Raw genomic sequence first — 19229 nt, 5'->3', positions numbered from 1 at the left:
GGAGTTGCGGCCGGCGCTACCGCGAAAAGCGTCGCGGAGTCGGAGGTCGAGGTTGCTAGGCAACAAATGATCCAGATGTGCGGTTGTCAATAATTCAACACGAGTAAATACTATGGAAAGGAGGTGAAAAAGGACACCATGCGAACGTTTTTTATTGGGATGCAAATTCTGGCGTTGATAGTGCTGCTGGTTTGCGGAACTCCGCTTGCGGCAAGCGCCTCATCCATCTGTTCCGAGATCTTGGCCAAGGGCAACAGCCTTTATCAGGACATGAAGTACGCGGAATCCTCCGGGCTTCTGAGCGAGGTTCTGGCTGAGCCTGCCTTATGCACGGCCCAGGAACAAGCCGAGATACACGTGCTGCTGAGTAAACTGAAATTGGTGGAGGGAAATCGCGATGCCGCGATCAACGAAATGACGGCGGCATTGAAGCTCGATTCCTTCATCAGTTTGGATTCGCAAACCACATCGCCCAAGGTGATCCAGGTTTTACACGAGGCGCGTTTGTTGTTGGAAAAGGAAGCAACGGATACCAAGAAGGTCTTAACAAAGCCGGCGAACAAGGTATCTTCCGGAAAGCGGATCGCCGCTTGGACCACTCTGGGCTTGGGTTCGGCGAGTGCTTTGGCCGGCGGAACACTTTTTGGTTTGGCTCTCAACGAAGACCGACTGCAAAAGGATGCCGCGTCGAACAAAGACTGGGATGATCGAGATATGCATTGGCAAAACACAAAAAACCTTGCCATGTCTTCCTATGTCCTGGCTGGCAGTGCCGCGGTTCTGCTCGGTATCTCTACCTATCTTTTTCTCACTTCAACGCCATCTACATCCAAGACCAAGGTATCGGGAAAATCATTTGATTTTCTCTTGGTGCCCACTGCATCCCTACGGGAAACAGGTTTGCTGATGAGTCTGAGATTCTGACCGAAAACCAAAAAGGAACGGAGGACTACCATGAATAAAGCCCTTTGCCTCGCACTCCTCTTGATGTTGAGCGCGATTGCCATTTTCGTCGTTTCCGCTTGCTTCAGCGAAGCCGACGACGATGACGACAACGATAACGACAACGATAACGACAACGATAACGACAATGATGATGTTTCAGATGACGATAACAACTCGGATGATGACGATGATCAACTTGAATGGCAAGATCCGCCAAACACCGAATTCATCGACTGGGGAGACGCGGTCACCTACTGTAAGAATTTGGATTTGAATGGACATTCTGATTGGCGTTTACCATCAGTCGAGGAGTTACGCTCATTTATTGTCGGATGTTCTGCAACCCAACCCGGAGGAAGTTGTCCATTCACCGATTCATGCACCGACATCGATACTTGTGTAAACTCTTCGTGCGATGGCTGTGCCATTGATCAGGGTCCGGGATCTCCGAACTGCTATTGGGGAGAAGGATATTCTGGTGTTCCTGGAGCTCCGCCTAGTGGCTGTGGGTGGTTTTGGACTTCCGCGGCCATATCTGGGGGTAGCGGTAATGGCGCGATAGGCATCGATTTTTGCAATGCCCAGGTTGGCGGCCATGATAAGGACGAGGGCGATGGCGGACAATCATCCAACGTGCGTTGCGTTCGTGGCGGCAATAATTAGCAACATAGAAATATAACACGCCGATAGCGACTATCCAGATTTGTCAGGTTTTGAAAAAAATCTGAGATAGAAAGGAGAGAGGAATATGCGACACAAGATGAAAATGCTCACATTACTCAGTTTGCTGTCATTTGCGTTGGTAATCACAATGCCTGCATGTTTCCAGGAATCAGGCGATGACGACGATGATAGCAATAACACGGGCGATAATGATAGCGAGAGCGATGACGACAGCATCAATGATGACGACAACGACAATGACAACAATGATGATAATGACGACGATGACGATGATAATAACGATGACAACGACGACAATGATAACAACGACGACAATGACGACAATGACAACGATACGAGCCCAGACACACTAATTTGGGGCGAGGGTCATTGGGACCTGAATACTTGGGGTTAAGCTCAAGACAAACGGAATAAACCTTGTACTTCACTCAGGAGAATCTATCATGAAAAAGGGATACTTGCTGATTTTGATGGTTGCCGCGTTTGTTGCGGTCATCGCATCCTCGATCACCGTTTACGCTACAGGGCGCCATGGCCTTTTCGCACTTAGTTTACCTCACACCTTCACGGCCGGATCGACCGCGGTGGCTTCGGAAGTAAACGAGAATTTCACCTACCTCGCAAACGCGATTGAAGACGGGCCGATTGTTTACAAGACGGCAGGCAGCTTCTTAACTCTTGCGGCCGGTGAAGAAAATACCGTGTATTCCCCCAATTGCGAAACTGGCGACATTGCGGTTTCTTGTCAATGCATTGCAGAAAACGCGGGCGATTACCTTCTTCGTGGAATGACTGCGGTAGAATTTCCCAACGCCAGTGACCGCTGTTCTTGCGCCTACGTAAACAACACTGGCTCCTCCGGTCAAGTCCGAGCTTATGCGATTTGTATGAAAGCACAGTCTGACGATTAACTACGGCTTCACAAATAAGTTGGTGGGCATTGACCGCGATAATGCCCACCAACATTTTATTTATTTATTCACGACCAACGAAGAAAATTATTCTGTCCATATCATGCAACCCATCGTTTGCGATACCGATCGCGACGGGTTTTCGCCCTACTTCTCGCCCAGCTTGCTCAGAACTTGCAGACTGACGGATTTGAGGGTTTCGAGGACGCCGTGGCCGGTGCGGGCGTTGGCGGGGAAGGCGGGTTTGGCCTCGGGATTGAGGATGCGCGAGAGGTCGTCGGGCGCGAGGCTCGAATCGAAGTCGCGCATGTTGTATTGCAGCACGAGCGGCAGGCGGCCGAAGTCGTAGCCGCATTCGCGCAACTGGCGGCGCATCGCGTCGAGGGCGGCGAGGTTTTCGTCGAGCCGTTCGCGGCGCGAGTCGGCGACGAACACCAGGCCGTCGACGCCCTTCAGAATCAGGCGGCGGTTGGTATCGAGCCGCAGCGAGCCGGGCAGCGTGTACAGGTGCAGCCGCGCGGTGAATTCGCCCATCTTGCCCAGAAACAGCGGCAGAAAATCGAAGAACGTGGTGCGGCCGTCCTCGCCCGAGAGCAGCACCAGTTCGCCGCGCTTCTCGGGCGGCGTCCGGTGATAGACGTACTTCAAGTTGTCGGACTTGCCCACCTGGGCCGGCCCGAAATAGACGATCTTGAAGTTGATCTCCCGGTTTTCGTAATTGATGAGCGTCATTTTGCCTTCGTCCCCCAGCGAACGGCGCGCCGCTTACCGCGACATTGTATCACAGCCCTCGTTCAAGTGGAGGAGGTCACTTTCCGGCGGCCCTCCAGGCTCATTTTCAGCGTGACGCTGTCGGCGTACTCGAGATCGGAGCCGACGGGCACGCCGTGGGCGATGCGCGTGACCTCCACCCCGCGGCCCTTGAGCAGATCGGCCAGATAGGAGGCCGTCGCCTCGCCGTCGCGATTCGGGTTGGTGGCGAGGATGACCTCGCGGACTCCGCCCGCGTCGACGCGCGCCAGCAGCTCGGCGATGCGCAGTTCCTCGGGCCCGACGTTGTCCAGCGGCGACAGCGCGCCGTGCAACACGTGATAGCGGCCGCCGAACGCGCCGGATTTCTCGAGCACCATCGTGTCCTGCGGCTGCTCGACCACGCACAGCACGTCGCTGCGCCGCCGGTCGTCGGCGCAGATACGGCACGGCTGCGTGTCGGTCAGGTTGAAGCACTCCCGGCAGAGCTGCATTTTCTCTTTCACTTCCAGCATCGCGGCGACCAGGGCGTGGATGTCGTCGGCGGGCGCGCGCAGGATGTGCATGGCGAGGCGTTCGGCGGTCTTGCGGCCGACGCCCGGCAGCGTGGTGAGCCGGAGCACCAGTTCCTTGAGCAGGCCTTCGTCGAACAGCATGGCTAGAAGAGGCCGGGGATGTTCATGCCGCCGGTGACCTTCTGCATTTCGGCGGTCATCATTTCCTGCGCCTTGCGCAGCGCCTCGTTGACGGCGGCAACGATCAGATCCTGCAGCATTTCGACGTCGTTCGGATCGACCGCGTCCTTCTCGAGGCGGATCGAAATCACTTCCTGCTTGCCGTTGACCACCGCCTTGACCATGCCGCCGCCGGCGCTGGCCTCGACGTGCTTCGCGGCCAGTTCTTCCTGCACCTGCATCATCTGCTGCTGGGCCTTTTGGGCCATTTTCATGATATTGCCCAGACCACCCTTGGACATGGCGCCTCCTTTTATTCGGGTTCCGCGGTCTCCGCGGGCTCTTTCACTTTAACGCTGATTTCCGCCTCGGGAAAGATTTCCTTCAGCCATTGCACCGCCGGATGATTCATCGTCTCGCGCTGCACCGTCTTGGTCCGTTCCTGCGCCGCGCGCCGGGCGTTCATCTGGTCCTGCACGCTGTTGGCCCCGCCGGGGCCCTCGACCGCCTCCAGCGCGACCGTGACCCGGGGGCCGAACAATTCGCGCGCCACGCCGGTGACGAACTCGAGTTCCAGTTCGAACGAGCGATGCGGATACCCCTTGGGCAACGAAATCGTCAGGCGCTCGCCCGCCAATTTCACCGCGTGCCCGTCCAGCACCTTCGCCAGCGTCGGCCGTTGCCGCAGCAGCGCCGCCGCCAGCGCCGCCGCCGGATCGGCCAGCGGATCGCCGGCTTCCGCCGCCGGTTTCGCGGCCGGAGCTTCCGGGGCGACCGGCGGCTTTTCGCCGGGCCGGGGCGGCAACGGCCGGCTTTCGAAGGGCCGCGCGGCCGGGCCGGGCCCGCCCGCTTCCAGGCCGCTCTTCCATTCGGCGATCCGCGCGACGAGGTTGTCCAGCGAGGTCACCTTGGCGCCCTGAGCCAGGCGCACGAGGGTCATTTCGAGCACGAGGCGCGGCTGGCCGCTGCGCAGCACCAGCTCCTCGGAATCGGCGAGCAGGAAAAACAGGTGCTCGAGCGTTTCCAGCGCCGTGTCCTTCACCTGGGCGGCCAGCGCGGCAAGCTCGGCCTGGCCGGCGTCGATCAGCAATTCCGGCTGGCGCGCCACCTTGACGGCGACGAGGTTGCGGAAGTGCTCGAGCAGGTCGGCGAGAAAATCCTTGACGTCCCAGTTGGCCGCGCCCATCCGTTGCAGCACGTCGAGCAGCGCAACCGGCTCGGCCTTGAGCACCGCGGCGGAAATGTCGAGCAGCGCCTGGCGATCCACCACGCCCAGCACGTCGGCGATTTCGGCGAGCGGCCGGTCGGGACCGTAGGACAGCACCTGGTCCATGTACGACAGCCCGTCGCGCACGCTGCCGGCGGCCTTGCGGGCCACGAGCATCAGCACGTCGCGCGGCACGGCGACGCCCTCGGCGTCCATCAGCTTTTGCAGGTAAGCGGCGATCGGCGCCAGGCCGATCATCTTGAATTCGTATTGTTGCGTACGCGACAGCACCGTCTCGGGGATGCGGTGCGGTTCGGTGGTGGCGAAAATGAAGACGACGTGCGGCGGCGGCTCCTCGAGGGTTTTGAGCAGCGCGTTGAAGGCGCTTTTCGAGAGCATGTGCACTTCGTCGATGATGTACACCTTGTAGCGGCCGCGCGCCGGCAGGTACTTGACGTTTTCGCGCAGCTCGCGCACGTCGTCGACGCCGGTGTTGGAAGCGGCGTCGATCTCGAAGACGTCGGGGCTGGCCGAGGCGGCGATTTCCTTGCAGGACGGGCACTGGCCGCACGGTGTAGCGGTCGGTCCCTGGGCGGCCTCGCAATTGAGCGACTTGGCGAAGATGCGGGCGACCGTCGTCTTGCCGACGCCGCGCGTGCCCGTGAACAAATAGCCGTGGGCGATGCGGCCCAGGGCGATGGCGTTGGTCAGGGTGCGGGTCACGTGTTCCTGGCCGACGAGGTCGGCGAAGGTCTGCGGGCGATACTTGCGGGCCAAAACCAGATAGGACATTCCGGCGCACCTTTGTGAGCGAACCTTGGCGATCGGGATTCAGCCGCCGGTCCGGCGCTCGTCCGGCGCGTCAACAGGCCGCGCACCCTTCTTCGACCCGCCCGCAATGTCGCGTTCTTCCCCGAGGGCGTTGGTCAGGTAACCCACGGCGCCCAGACGTTCCTCCTTAGTGCTGCTTCCTTCCGGATCTGACACGGTTCGGAGGCGTCTGCCGCGTGGGGCCCAACCCGCTGACCCGGGGTAACGGACCGGCACTGCGCGCTAAGGCCTCGGTCGGGGATTCCGCCCCTCTATAGCGGATTGAGGGTACAGGGCACCGCTGGCTCCCCGCCTAGCGCGGCCTGTTCACGCGCCGAAATCGAATCTGTCCCGATCGCTCCGGATAAAGACCCCTTGCAATAGAACGGAAATGCTAGACGGACCCCGCCGGGGCGTCAAGAGGAAAACGGGCGGCGGACCGGCCGGGGACCGGTTCCGGACCATAAAAAACGCGCCGGAAAAACCGGCGCGTCGACCTTCAAAAAGTGAGGGGTTTCGGCGGAGTTATTCGACGCCGAAGCTGTTGTCCTCGGGCGGCAAGGTCTGGCTGTCTTGACCGTTATGGCGTTCGTAAACCTCGTGGATCATCGGCTGGTTGGCGTGATCCAGGCCGCCGATGGCGCGCATGAAACCGTAGGCCCATTCGCGGTTGCGGTGCTTGAAATGGAAGTTCGTGATGCCGGCGACGATCTTGATGTGGCCCCACAAATCGAGCGCGTCGAGCGATCGGACGGTGGGCGCCATGAAGGTCGAGTGCTGCGCCTTGTCGTTGGAGGTCGATCCGCTTTTCAAAATAATGAGCTGGGCGAATTCGCTCGGCAGTTGTTCGAAGAAATACGCGCCATTTTCCGGCTCGCCGGTTTTCTTGTCGTAGGTCAGCACCGTCCGGTCGTCCTCGGCGCAGATCACCGTGATCGGGATGGACGGATCGATCAGCGGCGCCCATTCGCTCGGCCGCGGACCGTAAAAGGTAACCGGTGGCCAGACGCCTTCGGAATCGGTGAAGTCGGGCAGCGCCTCGAAGACGCAGGCGATCGGATTCGGCCAGATGTCCAACCGGTCCATGCCGGTGGTCAGCGCCGTCGCCAACGCCGCGATGCGCGCCCCGAAACTGTATCCGCCGAAGATGATCCGGTCGGGATCGGCCAGCCCCATCTTCACGGCTTTTTTGATGGCCGCCAGATAAGTGATGATCCCCTTCGTAACCGAATCTTCCTCCGGGAACGGAAACGGCACGTCCATGTTCGGGTAAACGACCAGGTACCCTCGGCTGGCCTGGCGTTCGAACATCTCGCGCTGGCCGATCGGCCAGTTGGCGCTGTAAATGCCGTGGCCCCAGACGATCGTCGGATACGGGCCCTCGTCGGCTTTGTCGTCGCTTTCGGGAACGAACAGATAGGCCGTCCGATCCTGATAAGGTTCGGGCAGGTGAACCAGACGCTGAACGACTTTGTACGGGCCGTAGCCGAACGCCGGATTATCACCGAGCGGCGGTTCGTAAATCTGATCGTCGGGCGCGTCGCCCGCCTCCAGGTTGTCGTCCTGATCGGTGTCGTCATCGGCGCCGCTCAAATCGTCGGGCGCCGCCTGATCGGATACGGAGGCATGATCGGAATCGGCTTCATCGGATGCGTTATCGCAGGCCGTGAACGAAACCATCAGCAAAAGTGAGAAGAGAAGAAGCGCTGAATGGAAAAAGGGTCTCATGCCAATCACTCCGCGATGCAATCCCCGACCCTACCCCCAATAAGAACCTGGCAGCGCGCACAATATATACCATCAGGCAGGCCGGAACAAGCCAATATTGAATTATTCATAAAGATGGTTCACGCGAATGTAGTCTTCCACCGCGGGGGACACCAAAAAGCGGATCGAGCCGCCTTCCTGCCGGCGGCGCCGGATATCAGAGCTGGAAATCTCGAGGCTGGTCACCGGCTGAAAGATGATTTCCTCTTTATTATCGACATGATACAATGATTCAGACACCGTTTCGATGCGTCCGGCCCATTCCTTGGGAAGGGCCTCGGCGGGGTGGCCGATCCGGCTGCCGGGGCGGGTCATCACCACGAAGGAAACCTCCCGGATGACCTCTTCCCAACGGTGCCAGGTGGTGATTTCCGCGAAGGCGTCGGCGCCGATGATGAAAAACAGCCGCGCCGCGGGCGTGGTCTCGCGGAAATGGCGGATCGTATAAAGCGAAAAGCTTTTTTCGGCGCGGTTCGCCTCGAAATCGCTGACGGCAAAGGACGGGTCATCCGTCACCGCCAATCGGGTCATCGCCAGCCGGTGCGCGACCGGTATGATCGCCAAGCCGTTTTTATGCGGCGGATCGGCGGCGGGAATGAAAATCACCCGGTCCAGCGCCTGAGCCTCGCGTACCTCTTCCGCCACCCGCAGATGCCCCAGGTGAATCGGGTTGAAGGTCCCGCCGAACAAGCCGATGCGTCGCATGGCGTTTACTCTAGCGGATGAACGCGGGGAAAGGCAATGTCCGCCGGATCCGGTTTTGTGCTATCGTGCGGGCATGGCGCAAGCGGCAATCGGTATCGGCAGCAGTCTGGGGGATCGCGTGGCGACCGTGCGGGCGGCACTGGAAGATCTCGACCGGTTGCCGTCAACGCGCCTGCTCCGCGCCAGCCGGCTCTACGAAAGCGAACCGGTCGGCGGCGTGGCGTTGCGGCGGTTCATCAACGCCTGCGCCGTGCTGGAAACCGCGTTGCCGCCGCGCGAACTGCTGGCGGCGCTGCTGGCCGTCGAGGCGCGGCATCACCGCGAGCGCGCCGCGCGCTGGGCGGATCGCACCCTCGACCTCGATTTGCTGCTGTACGACGAGTTGGCGCTCGACGATCCGCGGCTGACCCTCCCCCATCCGGAAATGGCCGACCGCGCGTTCGTGCTGATTCCGCTGGCGGAAATCGCCCCCGACTGGCGACACCCAGGGCGACAAGCCACGATCGCGGAACTGGCCGGCCTTTTATCGAACGAATCCCGCGCGAACGTTCGACTTTACCCCTGATTTATTATGCTTTTTTTTTCCATTGACACTTAAAATCGGCTCCACCATGATTTCCTATACTCTCGCGGTGGAGTCGTGAAATGTCGGTAAAAATCAGGTTCTTTTCGACCCTGCGCAACGCGGCCGGAGTGGACGGCGTCGAAGTTTCCGCCGGCACGGTCGGTGACGCGGTGCGTCGCTTGGAAGAACGATTTCGCGGCAACGCCGATTTCATTCGCTTGCTGAATATGTCCAACGTGATTTTAAACGGCAACAACGTCACGTTTCTGAAGGGCACCAGCACCCGAGTGGCGGACGGCGACGACCTGGTCTTCTTCCCTCCGCTCGGCGGCGGTTGAGCGCGCCCCGTACATCGATCGATCGATCGCCGGCCGTGACCGGCAAGGAGAGCTGATGGCGACCAAATACGGCGGTTACATGGGCGAAGCCCTGTGGATGGACCTGGACCAGGGCACGCATCGCCCGTTCGAGATCTCCGACCGCGACCGCGAATTGTTTCTGGGCAACAAAGGCCTCGGTACGAAAATCATCTGGGACCATCTCAAGCCGGGTATCGATCCGCTCGGCGAGGAAAACCTGCTGGTGATCACCACCGCGCCGCTCACGGGAACGGGCGCGCCGTGTTCGAGCCGCTTCAACGTTTCGTGCAAAAGCCCGCTGACCGGCGGGGTCATGTCCTCGAATTCCGGCGGCACCTTCGGCATCAACCTCAAGCGGGCCGGTTACGACGCGCTGGTGCTGGCCGGCAAGGCCAGGCAGCCGATCTACATCGAGATCACCGAGGATAAAATCGAGATTCACGACGCCGCCGATTTGTGGGGCCTGGACACCGAGGAAACGCAGGCCGTCCTCGCCAAACGGCACGGCAAGAACATCGGCCAGATGGTGATCGGCCCGGCCGGCGAAAACCTCGTCCGGTTCGCCTGCATCATCAGCGGCGAACGCGCGCACGGGCGCGGCGGCGTCGGCGCGGTGATGGGCAGCAAGATGATCAAGGCGCTGGTCGCCAGCGGCAAGAAAAAAATTCCGATCCCCAATCCCGAGGAATACAAAAAAGTCATCAAGGAATGGATCGACCTGCTCAAGGCCCATCCGGCCACCGGCGGCACCCTGCCCGCCTACGGCACCCTGGGCATGATGGGCAAGGCGAACATCCTGTCGGTTTTGCCGACCCGCAATTTCCAAAAAGGCTCCTACGAGTTCACCGACGAGATCGACGGTGAAGCCCTGGTGAAAAAGCACCTGAAGAAAAACACCGGTTGCCTGAGCTGCCCGATCCGCTGCGCCCGCGTCGTCGAAATCAACGGCAAGGAAGTCAAAGGGCCGGAGTACGAAACCGTCGGCATGTTCGGTTCCAATTTCGGCAATCGCGATCTGTGGAAAATCTGCGAGTGGAACTACCTACTGGACAAAATGGGGCTGGACACCATCAGTGCCGGCAGCGTCATCGATTTCGCCACCGAGCTGACCGAAAAGGGATTGTTGAAAAGCGACCTGCAATGGGGCGACGCCGCGCGGATCGCGCCGCTCATCGAGGACATTGCGCATCGGCGCGGGCTGGGCAACGACCTGGCCGAGGGCGCCATGCGGCTGTCGTGGAAATACGGCGGCGAGGCCTTCGCCATTCACAGCAAAGGGTTGGAACTGGCCGCCTACGAACCGCGGCGCTCGGCGGGCATGGGCTTGGGTTACGCCACGGCCAACCGCGGCGGTTGCCACCTCAACGCCGGCTACATGATCTATTTCGAAAATCTCGGGCCGGTGAACGTCAGCCCACTTTCGACGCTCGGCAAGCCGCAGTTGGCGATTTTTCAGCAAAACGCCTTCGACGCGATCAGCGCCTGCGGCACCTGCATTTTCACGAGCTACGCCGTGCTGCCGGGCATCGCCAGCAAGGTGAAGCCGTACGGCACGATGGCCAAGGTGCTGGACATCACACTGCGCGGTTCGGGCGGAGTGCTGGGAATGGTCCTCAACCTGCCCGCCGGCATGATCCCGTTCCACCTGCCGTTGATCCCGCATTCGAAGGTCATCGGCACCCTGACCGGCATGAAGATGAGCCTCGGCGAATTCCTGGCGGCCGGCGACCGGGTGTACAACCTCGAACGCATGTTCAACATCCGCGAGGGCCTGGTCGAAAACCGGTTGCCCGACCGGCTGACCAAGGAGCCGCAGGATCCGAAAAATCCCGCGACGAAGGTGGCGCTCGGCGCGATGCTGCCGGTTTATTACAAAACCCGCGGCTGGGATTCGCGCGGCATCCCGACCGTCAAAAAGCTCAAGGGGCTGGGGCTGGATTTCCTCCTGTCCGCGCTTCCCGACGCGAAGAAAACCATGCCGGAATTGCAGGGCGCCTTCCATACGCGCCTGGTCGAGATCGACGGCGAACAGGACGTGACGATCAAAAATATGATCGCGCGCAACGCGGCGGTGAAGAAACCGAAATAGCCGCGATCGCCCGGCCGGTCCGTCTTCCCACCCTGCGGCCTTCCGGCTAGAATCGGCCTGATCCTCACGGCAGGGTGCCATGAAAAAGCGCGTCCTCATTCTTTTGCTGTTGCTCGGCGGCGCCGCGCCGGCCTGGGCGGTGGACGTCGGGGGCGACGTCTATTTCCAGTACAGCTACACTTTGCCGACCTACGATTCGGCGTACGATCCGCGCTCGAGCAACAACGACTTTTCCGCGTTCGACATCACCCGTGCGCGCCTGGAACTGTTCGGCGAGCCGCAGCCGAACTGGCTGGCGCACCTGGCCACCGACGTCGAACGCGTCCACGATTATCAGGCTGACGTCAATGGCGACGGAAAATTGGAGGACGTGACCACGCCCGACGCCGGCCGCTTCGCGCTGGTGCTGCGTTACGCCCACCTGAACTGGCAGCCGAAAACGTATGTCGGCGTAGACGCCGGCATCATCGAAACGCCGTGGATCGGGTTCGTCGACCAGGCGAACGGCTTTCGTTTCGTCGACCGGCTGCTGGCCGAGCGGGCCGGCTGGCTGGGACAACTGACCGACGTGGGCCTCGCGGTGAAGGGCGATTTTCCGGGCCATTACGGCTCGTACCGGGCGCAAATCGACAGCGGGAACGGCGCGCAGGATTTCGAGGCTTCCAAGCAGAAAGCCGGCGAAGGCCGGGTGACCTTCGTGCCGGCGTTCGCGGCCGGCGTGCTGGGCCATTTTTCGTTGTCGCTCGGCGGGCGTTACAACACCAGCGAAGATCCGCCCGGGCCGGCGCTCGACCGCGACGCCGTCGGCATGGCGCTTCTGCACTATCGCTGCCGGTACATCAACGCCGGCCTGGAAGGCAGCCTCGATTCTCATTGGGGGCGCGAGCGCCAAAAGCCGACCAGCAATGGGATGGCGGCCACCGGCTGGCTGTCGGTCAAACCGTGGCCCTGGTTCGAGCCGTTCGCGCGGGGCGAGCGGTTCGACCCCGACCTCGATTCGAGCGGCCGGGGGCGCGCCGCCAGCCGCCTCGACGGCGAGACGCTCGCGGCCGACCGGGACGGCTTTTGGGGCCTCCTGGCCGGGCTGGGCTTTCACCCGATCAACGACGTGGACGCGGCGTTGGCCGGGCGGATTACCTGGTTCGACGAAACCTATCGCGGCGGACCGCACGACGGCGAGACGATCGCGCCCGCGGCCTCCCTGCTCGCTTCCCTGGCGTTTTCCTTCTGACCCGGAACCGCCGTTTTACTTGACAGTGCCCGCGGCGCCGGACCATCATGGCGCCGAACGATGCCACCCGATACGGAGTATCCCATGCGACCTCGGCGGCGAATTCGGGCCTGCTGGTTGCCGGCGTTGATCGCGCTGTGCTTCGCCTGCGCGCCCGGGCCTGCCGCCCCCCCGCCCGCCGCCGCGCCGGCGCGCATCGTCTCGCTGCTGCCCAGCTTCACGCAAATCGTCGTCGCGCTGGGCGCGGGCGATCGCGTGGTCGGCCGGACGCCCTTCTGCCCGACCGCCGGGCTTTCGCCGCAAGCAGTCGAGGTCGGCGCGGCGCTGGACGCGAACTACGAGCGCATCTTCGCCCTGCGGCCGGACCTCGTGCTGGTGAAATCATCGATGCAAGCGCAGCGCGAACGGCTTGTCGCGCTGGGCCTGCCCGTGCTTGCCCTGCCGACCGAAACGATCGCCGACGCCTACACCGCCATCGCCGCCATCGCCGAAAAACTCGGCCGCGTCCCGGCCGGACAGGCGCTCGTCGAGCGTCTGCAAAACGACCTGCAAACCGTCACCGACCACGTCAAGAAACAACCGCCGGCGCGCACGTTGCTGGTCATCGGCCATAACCCCGGCGAGCTGCGCGGGATCTTCGCCGCGGCCAAGGGCACCTTCCTCGACGAACTGCTGACCATCGCCGGCGGGGCGAACGCCCTGCTCGATTCGCCGATCGCCTATCCGCAACTCGGCCAGGAGGAAATCCTGCGCCTGGATCCCGAGGCGATCGTGGCGCTGTTGCCGGGCGCGGACGATTCGCCCGCGGCCCAGGAGCGCGAGCGGGCATTGTGGCGCGCTCTGCCCTATTTGCGGGCCGTGAAGGCCGACCGCGTTTTTCTGATCGCCGATCCCGACGCGGTCACTTCCGGCCTGCGCATGGCGGAGATCGCCCGCCGGATGGCCGCGCTGCTGCACCCCGTCCCGGAGCCGCCGCGATGAAGCGCCTCGAAGCCGCGCACGTCGATTTCGCCTACGCCGCGCCGCCTATCCTGCGCGACGTCAGCCTGGCGGTCGCCGCGGGCGAAATGGCGGCCCTGGTGGGGCCCAACGGCGCGGGCAAGTCGACCTTGCTGAAAATCCTGAGCGGCTACCTGCGCCCGCGACGCGGCACGGTCGCCTGCAACGAACGGCCGTTGGCGGATTGGGCGCCGGTCGAACTGGCGCGGCATCTGGCCGTGGCGCCGCAGTCGCCGGCCTTTCATTTTCCGTTCACGGTCGCGCAGTACGTCCTGCTGGCCCGCCATCCGCACCGCGGCTGGTCGCCCTTTGATCGCGAGCCCGATCAGGCCGCCGCGCAAGCCGCGTTGGCGGCGATGGAAATCGCCGATCTGGCCGAGCGCAACGTGTTGGAGCTGTCCGGCGGCGAACGGCAGCGCGTCGTCGTGGCCGCCGCCCTGGCACAGGAACCCGAAACCCTGCTGCTGGACGAGCCGACCGCGTCGATGGACTTGCGCCACCAGACGGCGCTGCTGGCCGCGCTCGGCCGCCGCAACCGCGAACACGGCCTGACCGTCCTGCTGGTCACCCACGATCTGAACCTCGCGGCGCGCTATTGCCCGCGGGTGATTCTGCTGGCGCGCGGCGGCATCGTCGCCGACGGCCCGCCCGTTGAGGTGCTGCAACCGGCCCTGCTGCGCGATGTCTACCAGGTGGGCATCGAAATCGGCCGGCGCGCCGACGGCCGGACAGCGTACATCCTGCCGGTGGAGGACGAGTCATGTTGAAAGGCGCGCTGACTCCCCGGCGGCTGCTGCTCGGCCTGGCGCCGTTTGTCGCATTTTTCCTGTTCGCGCTGATCGGCGGGCCGGCGATCGGGCCGGTGACGATCGATCCGCTCGACGCCTGGGCGCAGCGGCACGACCTGGCCGGCAACCTGAACGCGAGCATCTTTTTCCTGACGCGCTTGCCGCGCGTGCTGCTCGCCGCGCTGGTCGGCGCGGCGCTGGCCGCGGCGGGCACGACCTTCCAGGCGCTGTTGCGCAATCCGCTGGCCGAGCCGTTCACGCTGGGCATCTCCTCGGGCGGCGCTTTCGGCGCGGTGCTGGCGATCAAATTCGGGCTGGGCGCGACGGCCCTGGGCGTCTCGCCGATCGTCCTGGCTTCCCTCGCCGGCAGCGCGGCCACGGTCTGGCTGGTCTACCGGCTGGCGCGGACGCGCGGCGTGCTTTCCGCGACCCTGCTGGTGTTGGCGGGAGTGACGATCAGCTACTTCTTCGCGGCGGAAATCCTGCTGGTCTTTTACCTGGCCGACTACACCGAGACCTTTCAAATGTTGCGCTGGATGATGGGCGCGCTGGACGTCATGGTGAGCGCGAATTTCTGGCAGGGCACGACCGCCGCGCGCGCCGGCCTCGTTTTCATCGGCCTGGGATACGCCGCCGCGTTGGCGGTGCTGCTGGCCCTGGCCGGCGCGCTCAACCAACTCAGCCTCGGGCCGGAAATCGCCGCCGCCCGCGGCGTGAACGTGCGAAACGTGCAGCGCCTCGCCTACGGGTCCGCGTCGCTGCTCACCGGCCTGATGGTCGCGCTGGCCGGGCCGATCGGTTTCGTCGGCCTGCTCGTGCCGCACGCGGTGCGCCTGCTCGTCGGGCCGGACCACCGGATCCTGTTGCCCGCCGCCGCGCTGGCCGGCGCCGGGTTTCTCATCCTCTGCGACGCCCTCGCCCGCACGTTCCTGGGCCCCGCCGAGATTCCCGTCGGCGTTCTGACCGCCACGATCGGCGGCCCGTTCTTCCTGATTCTATTGCTGCGGGCCAAGAAGAACGGGCTTTAACGCCGTTCCCCGGCCGCGGGCAGGCTTCATTTTCATGTTGCGACCGGATGCCGCTGGAAAATACCGATTCGGAATCGTTGCCAACTGCTTTATAATGGCCCGATGAACCGCCCGTTGCCGAATCCCGACGAAATCGCCGGTCTCCTGCCCGCCGACCCGGCGGTGCGGCGCCTGTTGCGGGAAGCGGCCGACGAAAACCGGCCGGAAGCCGACCGCCGGGCCGATTGGCGCCTGCTGGGCGCGCTCGCGGGCCGGGCCTTAGTCGGGCCGCGTCTGGTCATTCTCGACGTGGTCGGTCGCTGCAACCTCAACTGCGTCTATTGCCGCGACCATTCGCCCTACATTCAGGGGCGCGAGGCGTGGCGCGACGAGGAAATGCCCTTCGACCTGGCGCGGCGGCTGATCGACGAAACAGCCGCGCTCGGCGCCGAACAGCTCACCGTCGTCGGCGCCGGCGAAAACCTGTGCCACACCCGCTTCGTCGACCTGGTCGTGGCGCTCAAGGCGGCGCCGTTGCGGTTCGAAATGGCGACCAACGGCCTGGGTTGGACCGCGGAGGTCGTCGATCTGTTCGCCGATGCCGCCGACGCGCAGATCAATTTTTCGCTCAGCGCCGCCACGGCCGAAACCTGGGCCGCGTTCCGGCCGGAAATGGCGCCGGAGTTGTTCGCGCCGATCGAGGCGTCGATCGCCGCCCTGGCCCGCCGCCCGGGCGGCCCGCGGGTCGGGATCATCCACGTACTCAACAAGCGCAACGTCCGCGAGGTGTTGCCGATGATCCGCCGCGCCATCGAGCTGGGCGCGGACGAGGTGCAGTACAAGCTCACCGAAATCAACGAGGCCGCGCGGCCGCTGCGCCTGGACGCCCCGGAAATCGAATCGATCCGGCTGGAAATCCGCGAAGCGCGCCGGCTGGCCACCCTGGCGGGCGTGGCGATCCACGACAACATCGAATTCCAGCTCGACCACGTGGAGCCGGAAAGCGGACTGTACACCCGCGGCCTCTACGACCGCTGGCCGTGTTTCGCCGGACTCGAAATGCTGCGCATCCGCCGCGACGGCGCGATCAGTTTTTGCTGCGGGCTGAAATTCCTCGGCGACGCCCGCCGGCAGTCGCTGGCCGATTATTGGTACGGCCCGGAATCGGCCGCGGCCCGTCGAGCCGCTCTGGACTTTCCCCGCGGCGGCAACCTGCTCCTGCCGGCCGGCAATCGGCTGCGCGACGAGGAATGCGATTACTGCTACAATTACATCCTCAACGACCAGTACCGGCGCCGCGCCTTGGCGGCCGGCGTCTGGAACGCATTGCTGGAGCGCGCATGAAGGCGGTCGAAGTCCGCAACCTGACCAAGGATTATCAGATCTACAGTCGGCGCGGGCAGAAATTCAAGGAGCTGCTGACGCTCAACAACCGCCGCTACCACGAGATCAAGCGGGCGCTCGACGACGTCAATTTCACCGTCGAAAAAGGTGAGTGCCTGGGAGTCATCGGCGACAACGGCAGCGGCAAGTCCACCCTGCTGAAAATCCTGGCGCGCACGTCGTTCCCCACCGCGGGCGAAATCGAAATCGACGGCGAGGTCAGCTACATCCTCGACCCGGCCACCGGTTTCAATCCCGAATTTTCCGGCCGCCAGAACGTCTTCACCAAGTGCGCCCTCCTCGGGCTGACCACCGCCCAAACCGAGGCGCTGTTTCCGGTGATCCACGAATTCTCGGGGCTCGGCGACCGCATCGACCACCCGATCAAGACCTACAGCACCGGCATGACCGTGCGCCTGGGCTTTTCCGTGGCGATCCACGTGCCGTTCGACGTGCTCCTGGTCGACGAGGTGCTTTCGGTCGGCGACTACCTGTTCCAGCGCAAATGCATTTCCGCCATCCGCGTCTTCAAAGACACCGAAAAAACGATCATCGTTTCGAGCCACAACCTGTCGGAAGTCGCGGCGTTCTGCGATCGCATCCTGCTCTTGCAGGAAGGGCGCATCGGCCGGCTCGGCCGCACCGAGGACGTCGTCGCGGCGTACGTTCGCGAGTGCAACGAACGCTACAGCCGGGTCGATGCCGCGCCACTGCCGGTGAACGACCGGGAACTGAACGGCTGCGCCGAACGCCTCGGCAAGGTCACCATTCTGGACGTGGCCTTTCTCGACGGCGACGGCCGCGAAACCGACACGTTCCAATGCGGCGCACCGCTCACCGTGCGGGTACGCTTCTCGGCCGACGAGGAAATCGACAATCCCTGCCTGCGGCTGCAATTCCTGCGCAACGACGGCCTGCTGGCCGCCGGGACCAACACCTACCGGCATGATCTGAATTACGGCCGGATGCTCGGCCGCTACGAGGCGCGCTGCACGTTTCCAGAGATGAACCTGCTCAAGGGCGAATACTACGCCAACATCGGCATCTGGCCCGACGAATACCAGAGCTTCCTGGTCAAAACGCCTTACGACATCCGCCAGTTCCTACATGTGATCAAAATGGAAAGCTCCCGGTTGGACGGCGGCGGCATTGTGCGGCTTGTCAATCGTTGGGAACTGGACAAGCTGGACGAGTCATGAGCGAGCCGCGCCGCCGCAACGCCGACTTGCTGGCCACCGAACGCGCCCAGGGACGGACGCGCCTGACGGCGCTGCCGGTCGAGCTGCAAATCGAGGCGACCAACCGCTGCCGCCGGCGTTGCGCGACCTGCGCGCGATCCTATTACGACGCTGCCGCCAACCCGCTCGGCGACCTGACTCCCGCCCTGCTCGACCGCCTGGCCGAGCATTTTCCGCTCGCCGAGCGCGTGTTGGTCGGCGGCTACGGCGAGCCCCTGCTGGCGCCGCTCACGGCGGCGATCGTCGCGCGGGCGGCCGCCGCCGGCTGTCATACCGTGCTGATCACGGGCGGCGGCGACTTGACCGCCGAGAAAGCGCGCGAACTGGCCGATGTCGGGTTGGGCGAGTTGCTGCTGAGCGTCGACGCAGCCGACGACCGCGGAATGCTGGCCCGCCGCGGCGTTACCTTGCGCGAGGTGCTCGACAACCTGACGTTCTTTCGCGTCCTCGCGCCGGCCGCCAGGGCCGGCTTCAACGTGACGCTGCAAATCGACAACCTGGACGAACTGCCGCGCCTGATCGAATTTGCCGCGGCCAACGGCGCGGGCTTCGTCGCGGTCCACCATCAAAAAATTTACACGCGCCGGCAGGCCGGCCAAAGCGTGCTGCGTTTTCCCGACCGGGCCGCGTCGGTCTTCGCCCAAGCCGCGCGACTCGCCCGCGAAAAAAACGTCGAACTCGCTCTGCCGCCTTTATCCGGTACGGCGCCGTGCGAGCAGCCCTATCGCCTGCTGGCCGTGCGCCACGACGGCTGGGTGCAAGGCTGCTGTTCGGCGATGTTCGTCGCGCCGCTGCCGCGCGTGCTGTTGGGCCGGCTGCCCGCCGACGACCTGCTGACGCTGTGGAACGCCCCGCCGCTGATCGCCGCGCGGCAATGGACGCTGGGCGAAGGTCCGGCCGATTTCCCATGCGCGGGCTGCGCGTTCCGCGTATTCACGCCGGCCGCCCACGAGCGCTTTTTAGACGGGTGTTGAAAAACACCCGGCGTGCGATCCAGGGATGGATCGCCATTTTCGGCAACTTCCGAAGTTGCCGAAAATGAAGCGAAAGAAAAACCACGCTTTTTGTTGAGCGCGGTTGAAAAAGGCCAGGACGGCCTTTTTCAACAGACTGTTGA

The 19229-nt window shown here is 63.2% G+C and carries 20 protein-coding genes and 1 other RNA gene; 14 read left to right on the top strand and 7 right to left on the bottom strand.

Going from position 1 to position 19229, the window contains the following annotated elements:
• Positions 1–123: 123 nt before the first annotated feature.
• The 4 genes from GX444_15100 (at position 124) to GX444_15085 (ending at position 2540) form a co-directional block, all read left to right on the top strand.
• Positions 124–924 (top strand): hypothetical protein, encoded by an 801-nt coding sequence (locus GX444_15100; protein NLH49906.1) that lies wholly within the window; start codon positions 124–126, stop codon positions 922–924.
• Positions 925–954: 30 nt separating this feature from the next.
• A complete protein-coding gene (locus GX444_15095; protein ID NLH49905.1) occupies positions 955–1608 on the top strand; it encodes a DUF1566 domain-containing protein in 654 nt (217 codons plus the stop codon).
• 148 nt (positions 1609–1756) lie between these two features.
• Entirely contained in the window at positions 1757–2023 is a 267-nt protein-coding gene (locus GX444_15090; GenBank protein ID NLH49904.1) for a hypothetical protein, read from the top strand.
• A 49-nt stretch (positions 2024–2072) separates the two neighbouring features.
• The gene (locus GX444_15085) at positions 2073–2540 is read left to right on the top strand and encodes a hypothetical protein (protein ID NLH49903.1); all 468 of its coding nucleotides are present in this window, start codon (positions 2073–2075) and stop codon (positions 2538–2540) included.
• A 147-nt stretch (positions 2541–2687) separates the two neighbouring features.
• On the opposite strand, the gene GX444_15080 is transcribed toward GX444_15085, so the two are convergent.
• The 7 genes from GX444_15080 to GX444_15050 all read right to left on the bottom strand — a co-directional run bounded on the left by GX444_15080 (position 2688) and on the right by GX444_15050 (position 8453).
• Positions 2688–3272, bottom strand: a complete 585-nt coding sequence (locus tag GX444_15080; protein ID NLH49902.1) for a gliding-motility protein MglA — start codon at positions 3270–3272, stop codon at positions 2688–2690.
• 62 nt (positions 3273–3334) lie between these two features.
• Positions 3335–3946 (bottom strand): recombination protein RecR, encoded by a 612-nt coding sequence (recR, locus tag GX444_15075; GenBank protein NLH49901.1) that lies wholly within the window; start codon positions 3944–3946, stop codon positions 3335–3337.
• Between the two features lie 2 nt (positions 3947–3948).
• Entirely contained in the window at positions 3949–4266 is a 318-nt protein-coding gene (locus GX444_15070) for a YbaB/EbfC family nucleoid-associated protein (protein NLH49900.1), read from the bottom strand.
• Between the two features lie 11 nt (positions 4267–4277).
• A complete protein-coding gene (dnaX, locus tag GX444_15065) occupies positions 4278–5963 on the bottom strand; it encodes a DNA polymerase III subunit gamma/tau (protein ID NLH49899.1) in 1686 nt (561 codons plus the stop codon).
• Between the two features lie 78 nt (positions 5964–6041).
• Positions 6042–6303: signal recognition particle sRNA large type (gene ffs, locus GX444_15060), an RNA gene on the bottom strand.
• Between the two features lie 203 nt (positions 6304–6506).
• Positions 6507–7709 carry a hypothetical protein gene (locus GX444_15055; GenBank protein ID NLH49898.1) on the bottom strand — a complete coding sequence of 401 codons (1203 nt, stop codon included), beginning with the start codon at positions 7707–7709 and terminating at the stop codon, positions 6507–6509.
• A gap of 102 nt (positions 7710–7811) precedes the next feature.
• Positions 7812–8453 carry a nicotinate-nucleotide adenylyltransferase gene (locus tag GX444_15050; GenBank protein ID NLH49897.1) on the bottom strand — a complete coding sequence of 214 codons (642 nt, stop codon included), beginning with the start codon at positions 8451–8453 and terminating at the stop codon, positions 7812–7814.
• A gap of 73 nt (positions 8454–8526) precedes the next feature.
• On the opposite strand from GX444_15050, the gene folK reads away from it, so the two are divergent.
• The 10 genes from folK (at position 8527) to GX444_15000 (ending at position 19086) form a co-directional block, all read left to right on the top strand.
• Positions 8527–9018, top strand: coding sequence for a 2-amino-4-hydroxy-6-hydroxymethyldihydropteridine diphosphokinase (gene folK / locus GX444_15045; protein NLH49896.1), 492 nt, complete (start codon positions 8527–8529; stop codon positions 9016–9018).
• Positions 9019–9098: 80 nt separating this feature from the next.
• Positions 9099–9356 (top strand): MoaD/ThiS family protein, encoded by a 258-nt coding sequence (locus tag GX444_15040; GenBank protein ID NLH49895.1) that lies wholly within the window; start codon positions 9099–9101, stop codon positions 9354–9356.
• A gap of 55 nt (positions 9357–9411) precedes the next feature.
• Positions 9412–11466 (top strand): aldehyde ferredoxin oxidoreductase family protein, encoded by a 2055-nt coding sequence (locus tag GX444_15035; protein NLH49894.1) that lies wholly within the window; start codon positions 9412–9414, stop codon positions 11464–11466.
• A 79-nt stretch (positions 11467–11545) separates the two neighbouring features.
• Entirely contained in the window at positions 11546–12697 is a 1152-nt protein-coding gene (locus GX444_15030; protein ID NLH49893.1) for a hypothetical protein, read from the top strand.
• 84 nt (positions 12698–12781) lie between these two features.
• A complete protein-coding gene (locus GX444_15025) occupies positions 12782–13678 on the top strand; it encodes an ABC transporter substrate-binding protein (GenBank protein ID NLH49892.1) in 897 nt (298 codons plus the stop codon).
• A complete protein-coding gene (locus GX444_15020; protein NLH49891.1) occupies positions 13675–14463 on the top strand; it encodes a heme ABC transporter ATP-binding protein in 789 nt (262 codons plus the stop codon). The genes GX444_15025 and GX444_15020 overlap by 4 nt, the downstream gene beginning before the upstream one ends.
• Positions 14457–15512, top strand: coding sequence for an iron ABC transporter permease (locus GX444_15015; protein NLH49890.1), 1056 nt, complete (start codon positions 14457–14459; stop codon positions 15510–15512). The genes GX444_15020 and GX444_15015 overlap by 7 nt, the downstream gene beginning before the upstream one ends.
• A 102-nt stretch (positions 15513–15614) precedes the next feature.
• The gene (locus tag GX444_15010; protein ID NLH49889.1) at positions 15615–16835 is read left to right on the top strand and encodes a radical SAM protein; all 1221 of its coding nucleotides are present in this window, start codon (positions 15615–15617) and stop codon (positions 16833–16835) included.
• Positions 16832–18073: an ABC transporter ATP-binding protein gene (locus GX444_15005; protein NLH49888.1), complete on the top strand. Its 1242-nt coding sequence runs from the start codon at positions 16832–16834 to the stop codon at positions 18071–18073. The genes GX444_15010 and GX444_15005 overlap by 4 nt, the downstream gene beginning before the upstream one ends.
• Positions 18070–19086: a radical SAM protein gene (locus GX444_15000; GenBank protein NLH49887.1), complete on the top strand. Its 1017-nt coding sequence runs from the start codon at positions 18070–18072 to the stop codon at positions 19084–19086. The genes GX444_15005 and GX444_15000 overlap by 4 nt, the downstream gene beginning before the upstream one ends.
• Positions 19087–19229 lie beyond the last annotated feature (143 nt).

The organism is Myxococcales bacterium, assembly GCA_012517325.1.
Taxonomy (GTDB): domain Bacteria; phylum Lernaellota; class Lernaellaia; order Lernaellales; family Lernaellaceae; genus JAAYVF01.
The sequence above is the reverse complement of the archived record's forward strand: the minus strand, read 5'-3'. Positions and strand labels throughout refer to the sequence as shown.

Bases quoted from the DNA above. Each gene is read 5' to 3' on its own strand.
- GX444_15095 (NLH49905.1), top strand. From the start codon at position 955: ATGAATAAAGCCCTTTGCCTCGCACTCCTCTTGATGTTGAGCGCGATT.
- GX444_15090 (NLH49904.1), top strand. From the start codon at position 1,757: ATGCCTGCATGTTTCCAGGAATCAGGCGATGACGACGATGATAGCAAT.
- GX444_15085 (NLH49903.1), top strand. From the start codon at position 2,073: ATGAAAAAGGGATACTTGCTGATTTTGATGGTTGCCGCGTTTGTTGCG.
- GX444_15080 (NLH49902.1), bottom strand. From the start codon at position 3,272: ATGACGCTCATCAATTACGAAAACCGGGAGATCAACTTCAAGATCGTC.
- recR (NLH49901.1), bottom strand. From the start codon at position 3,946: ATGCTGTTCGACGAAGGCCTGCTCAAGGAACTGGTGCTCCGGCTCACC.
- GX444_15070 (NLH49900.1), bottom strand. From the start codon at position 4,266: ATGTCCAAGGGTGGTCTGGGCAATATCATGAAAATGGCCCAAAAGGCC.
- dnaX (NLH49899.1), bottom strand. From the start codon at position 5,963: ATGTCCTATCTGGTTTTGGCCCGCAAGTATCGCCCGCAGACCTTCGCC.
- GX444_15055 (NLH49898.1), bottom strand. From the start codon at position 7,709: ATGAGACCCTTTTTCCATTCAGCGCTTCTTCTCTTCTCACTTTTGCTG.
- GX444_15050 (NLH49897.1), bottom strand. From the start codon at position 8,453: ATGCGACGCATCGGCTTGTTCGGCGGGACCTTCAACCCGATTCACCTG.
- folK (NLH49896.1), top strand. From the start codon at position 8,527: ATGGCGCAAGCGGCAATCGGTATCGGCAGCAGTCTGGGGGATCGCGTG.
- GX444_15040 (NLH49895.1), top strand. From the start codon at position 9,099: ATGTCGGTAAAAATCAGGTTCTTTTCGACCCTGCGCAACGCGGCCGGA.
- GX444_15035 (NLH49894.1), top strand. From the start codon at position 9,412: ATGGCGACCAAATACGGCGGTTACATGGGCGAAGCCCTGTGGATGGAC.
- GX444_15030 (NLH49893.1), top strand. From the start codon at position 11,546: ATGAAAAAGCGCGTCCTCATTCTTTTGCTGTTGCTCGGCGGCGCCGCG.
- GX444_15025 (NLH49892.1), top strand. From the start codon at position 12,782: ATGCGACCTCGGCGGCGAATTCGGGCCTGCTGGTTGCCGGCGTTGATC.
- GX444_15020 (NLH49891.1), top strand. From the start codon at position 13,675: ATGAAGCGCCTCGAAGCCGCGCACGTCGATTTCGCCTACGCCGCGCCG.
- GX444_15015 (NLH49890.1), top strand. From the start codon at position 14,457: ATGTTGAAAGGCGCGCTGACTCCCCGGCGGCTGCTGCTCGGCCTGGCG.
- GX444_15010 (NLH49889.1), top strand. From the start codon at position 15,615: ATGAACCGCCCGTTGCCGAATCCCGACGAAATCGCCGGTCTCCTGCCC.
- GX444_15005 (NLH49888.1), top strand. From the start codon at position 16,832: ATGAAGGCGGTCGAAGTCCGCAACCTGACCAAGGATTATCAGATCTAC.
- GX444_15000 (NLH49887.1), top strand. From the start codon at position 18,070: ATGAGCGAGCCGCGCCGCCGCAACGCCGACTTGCTGGCCACCGAACGC.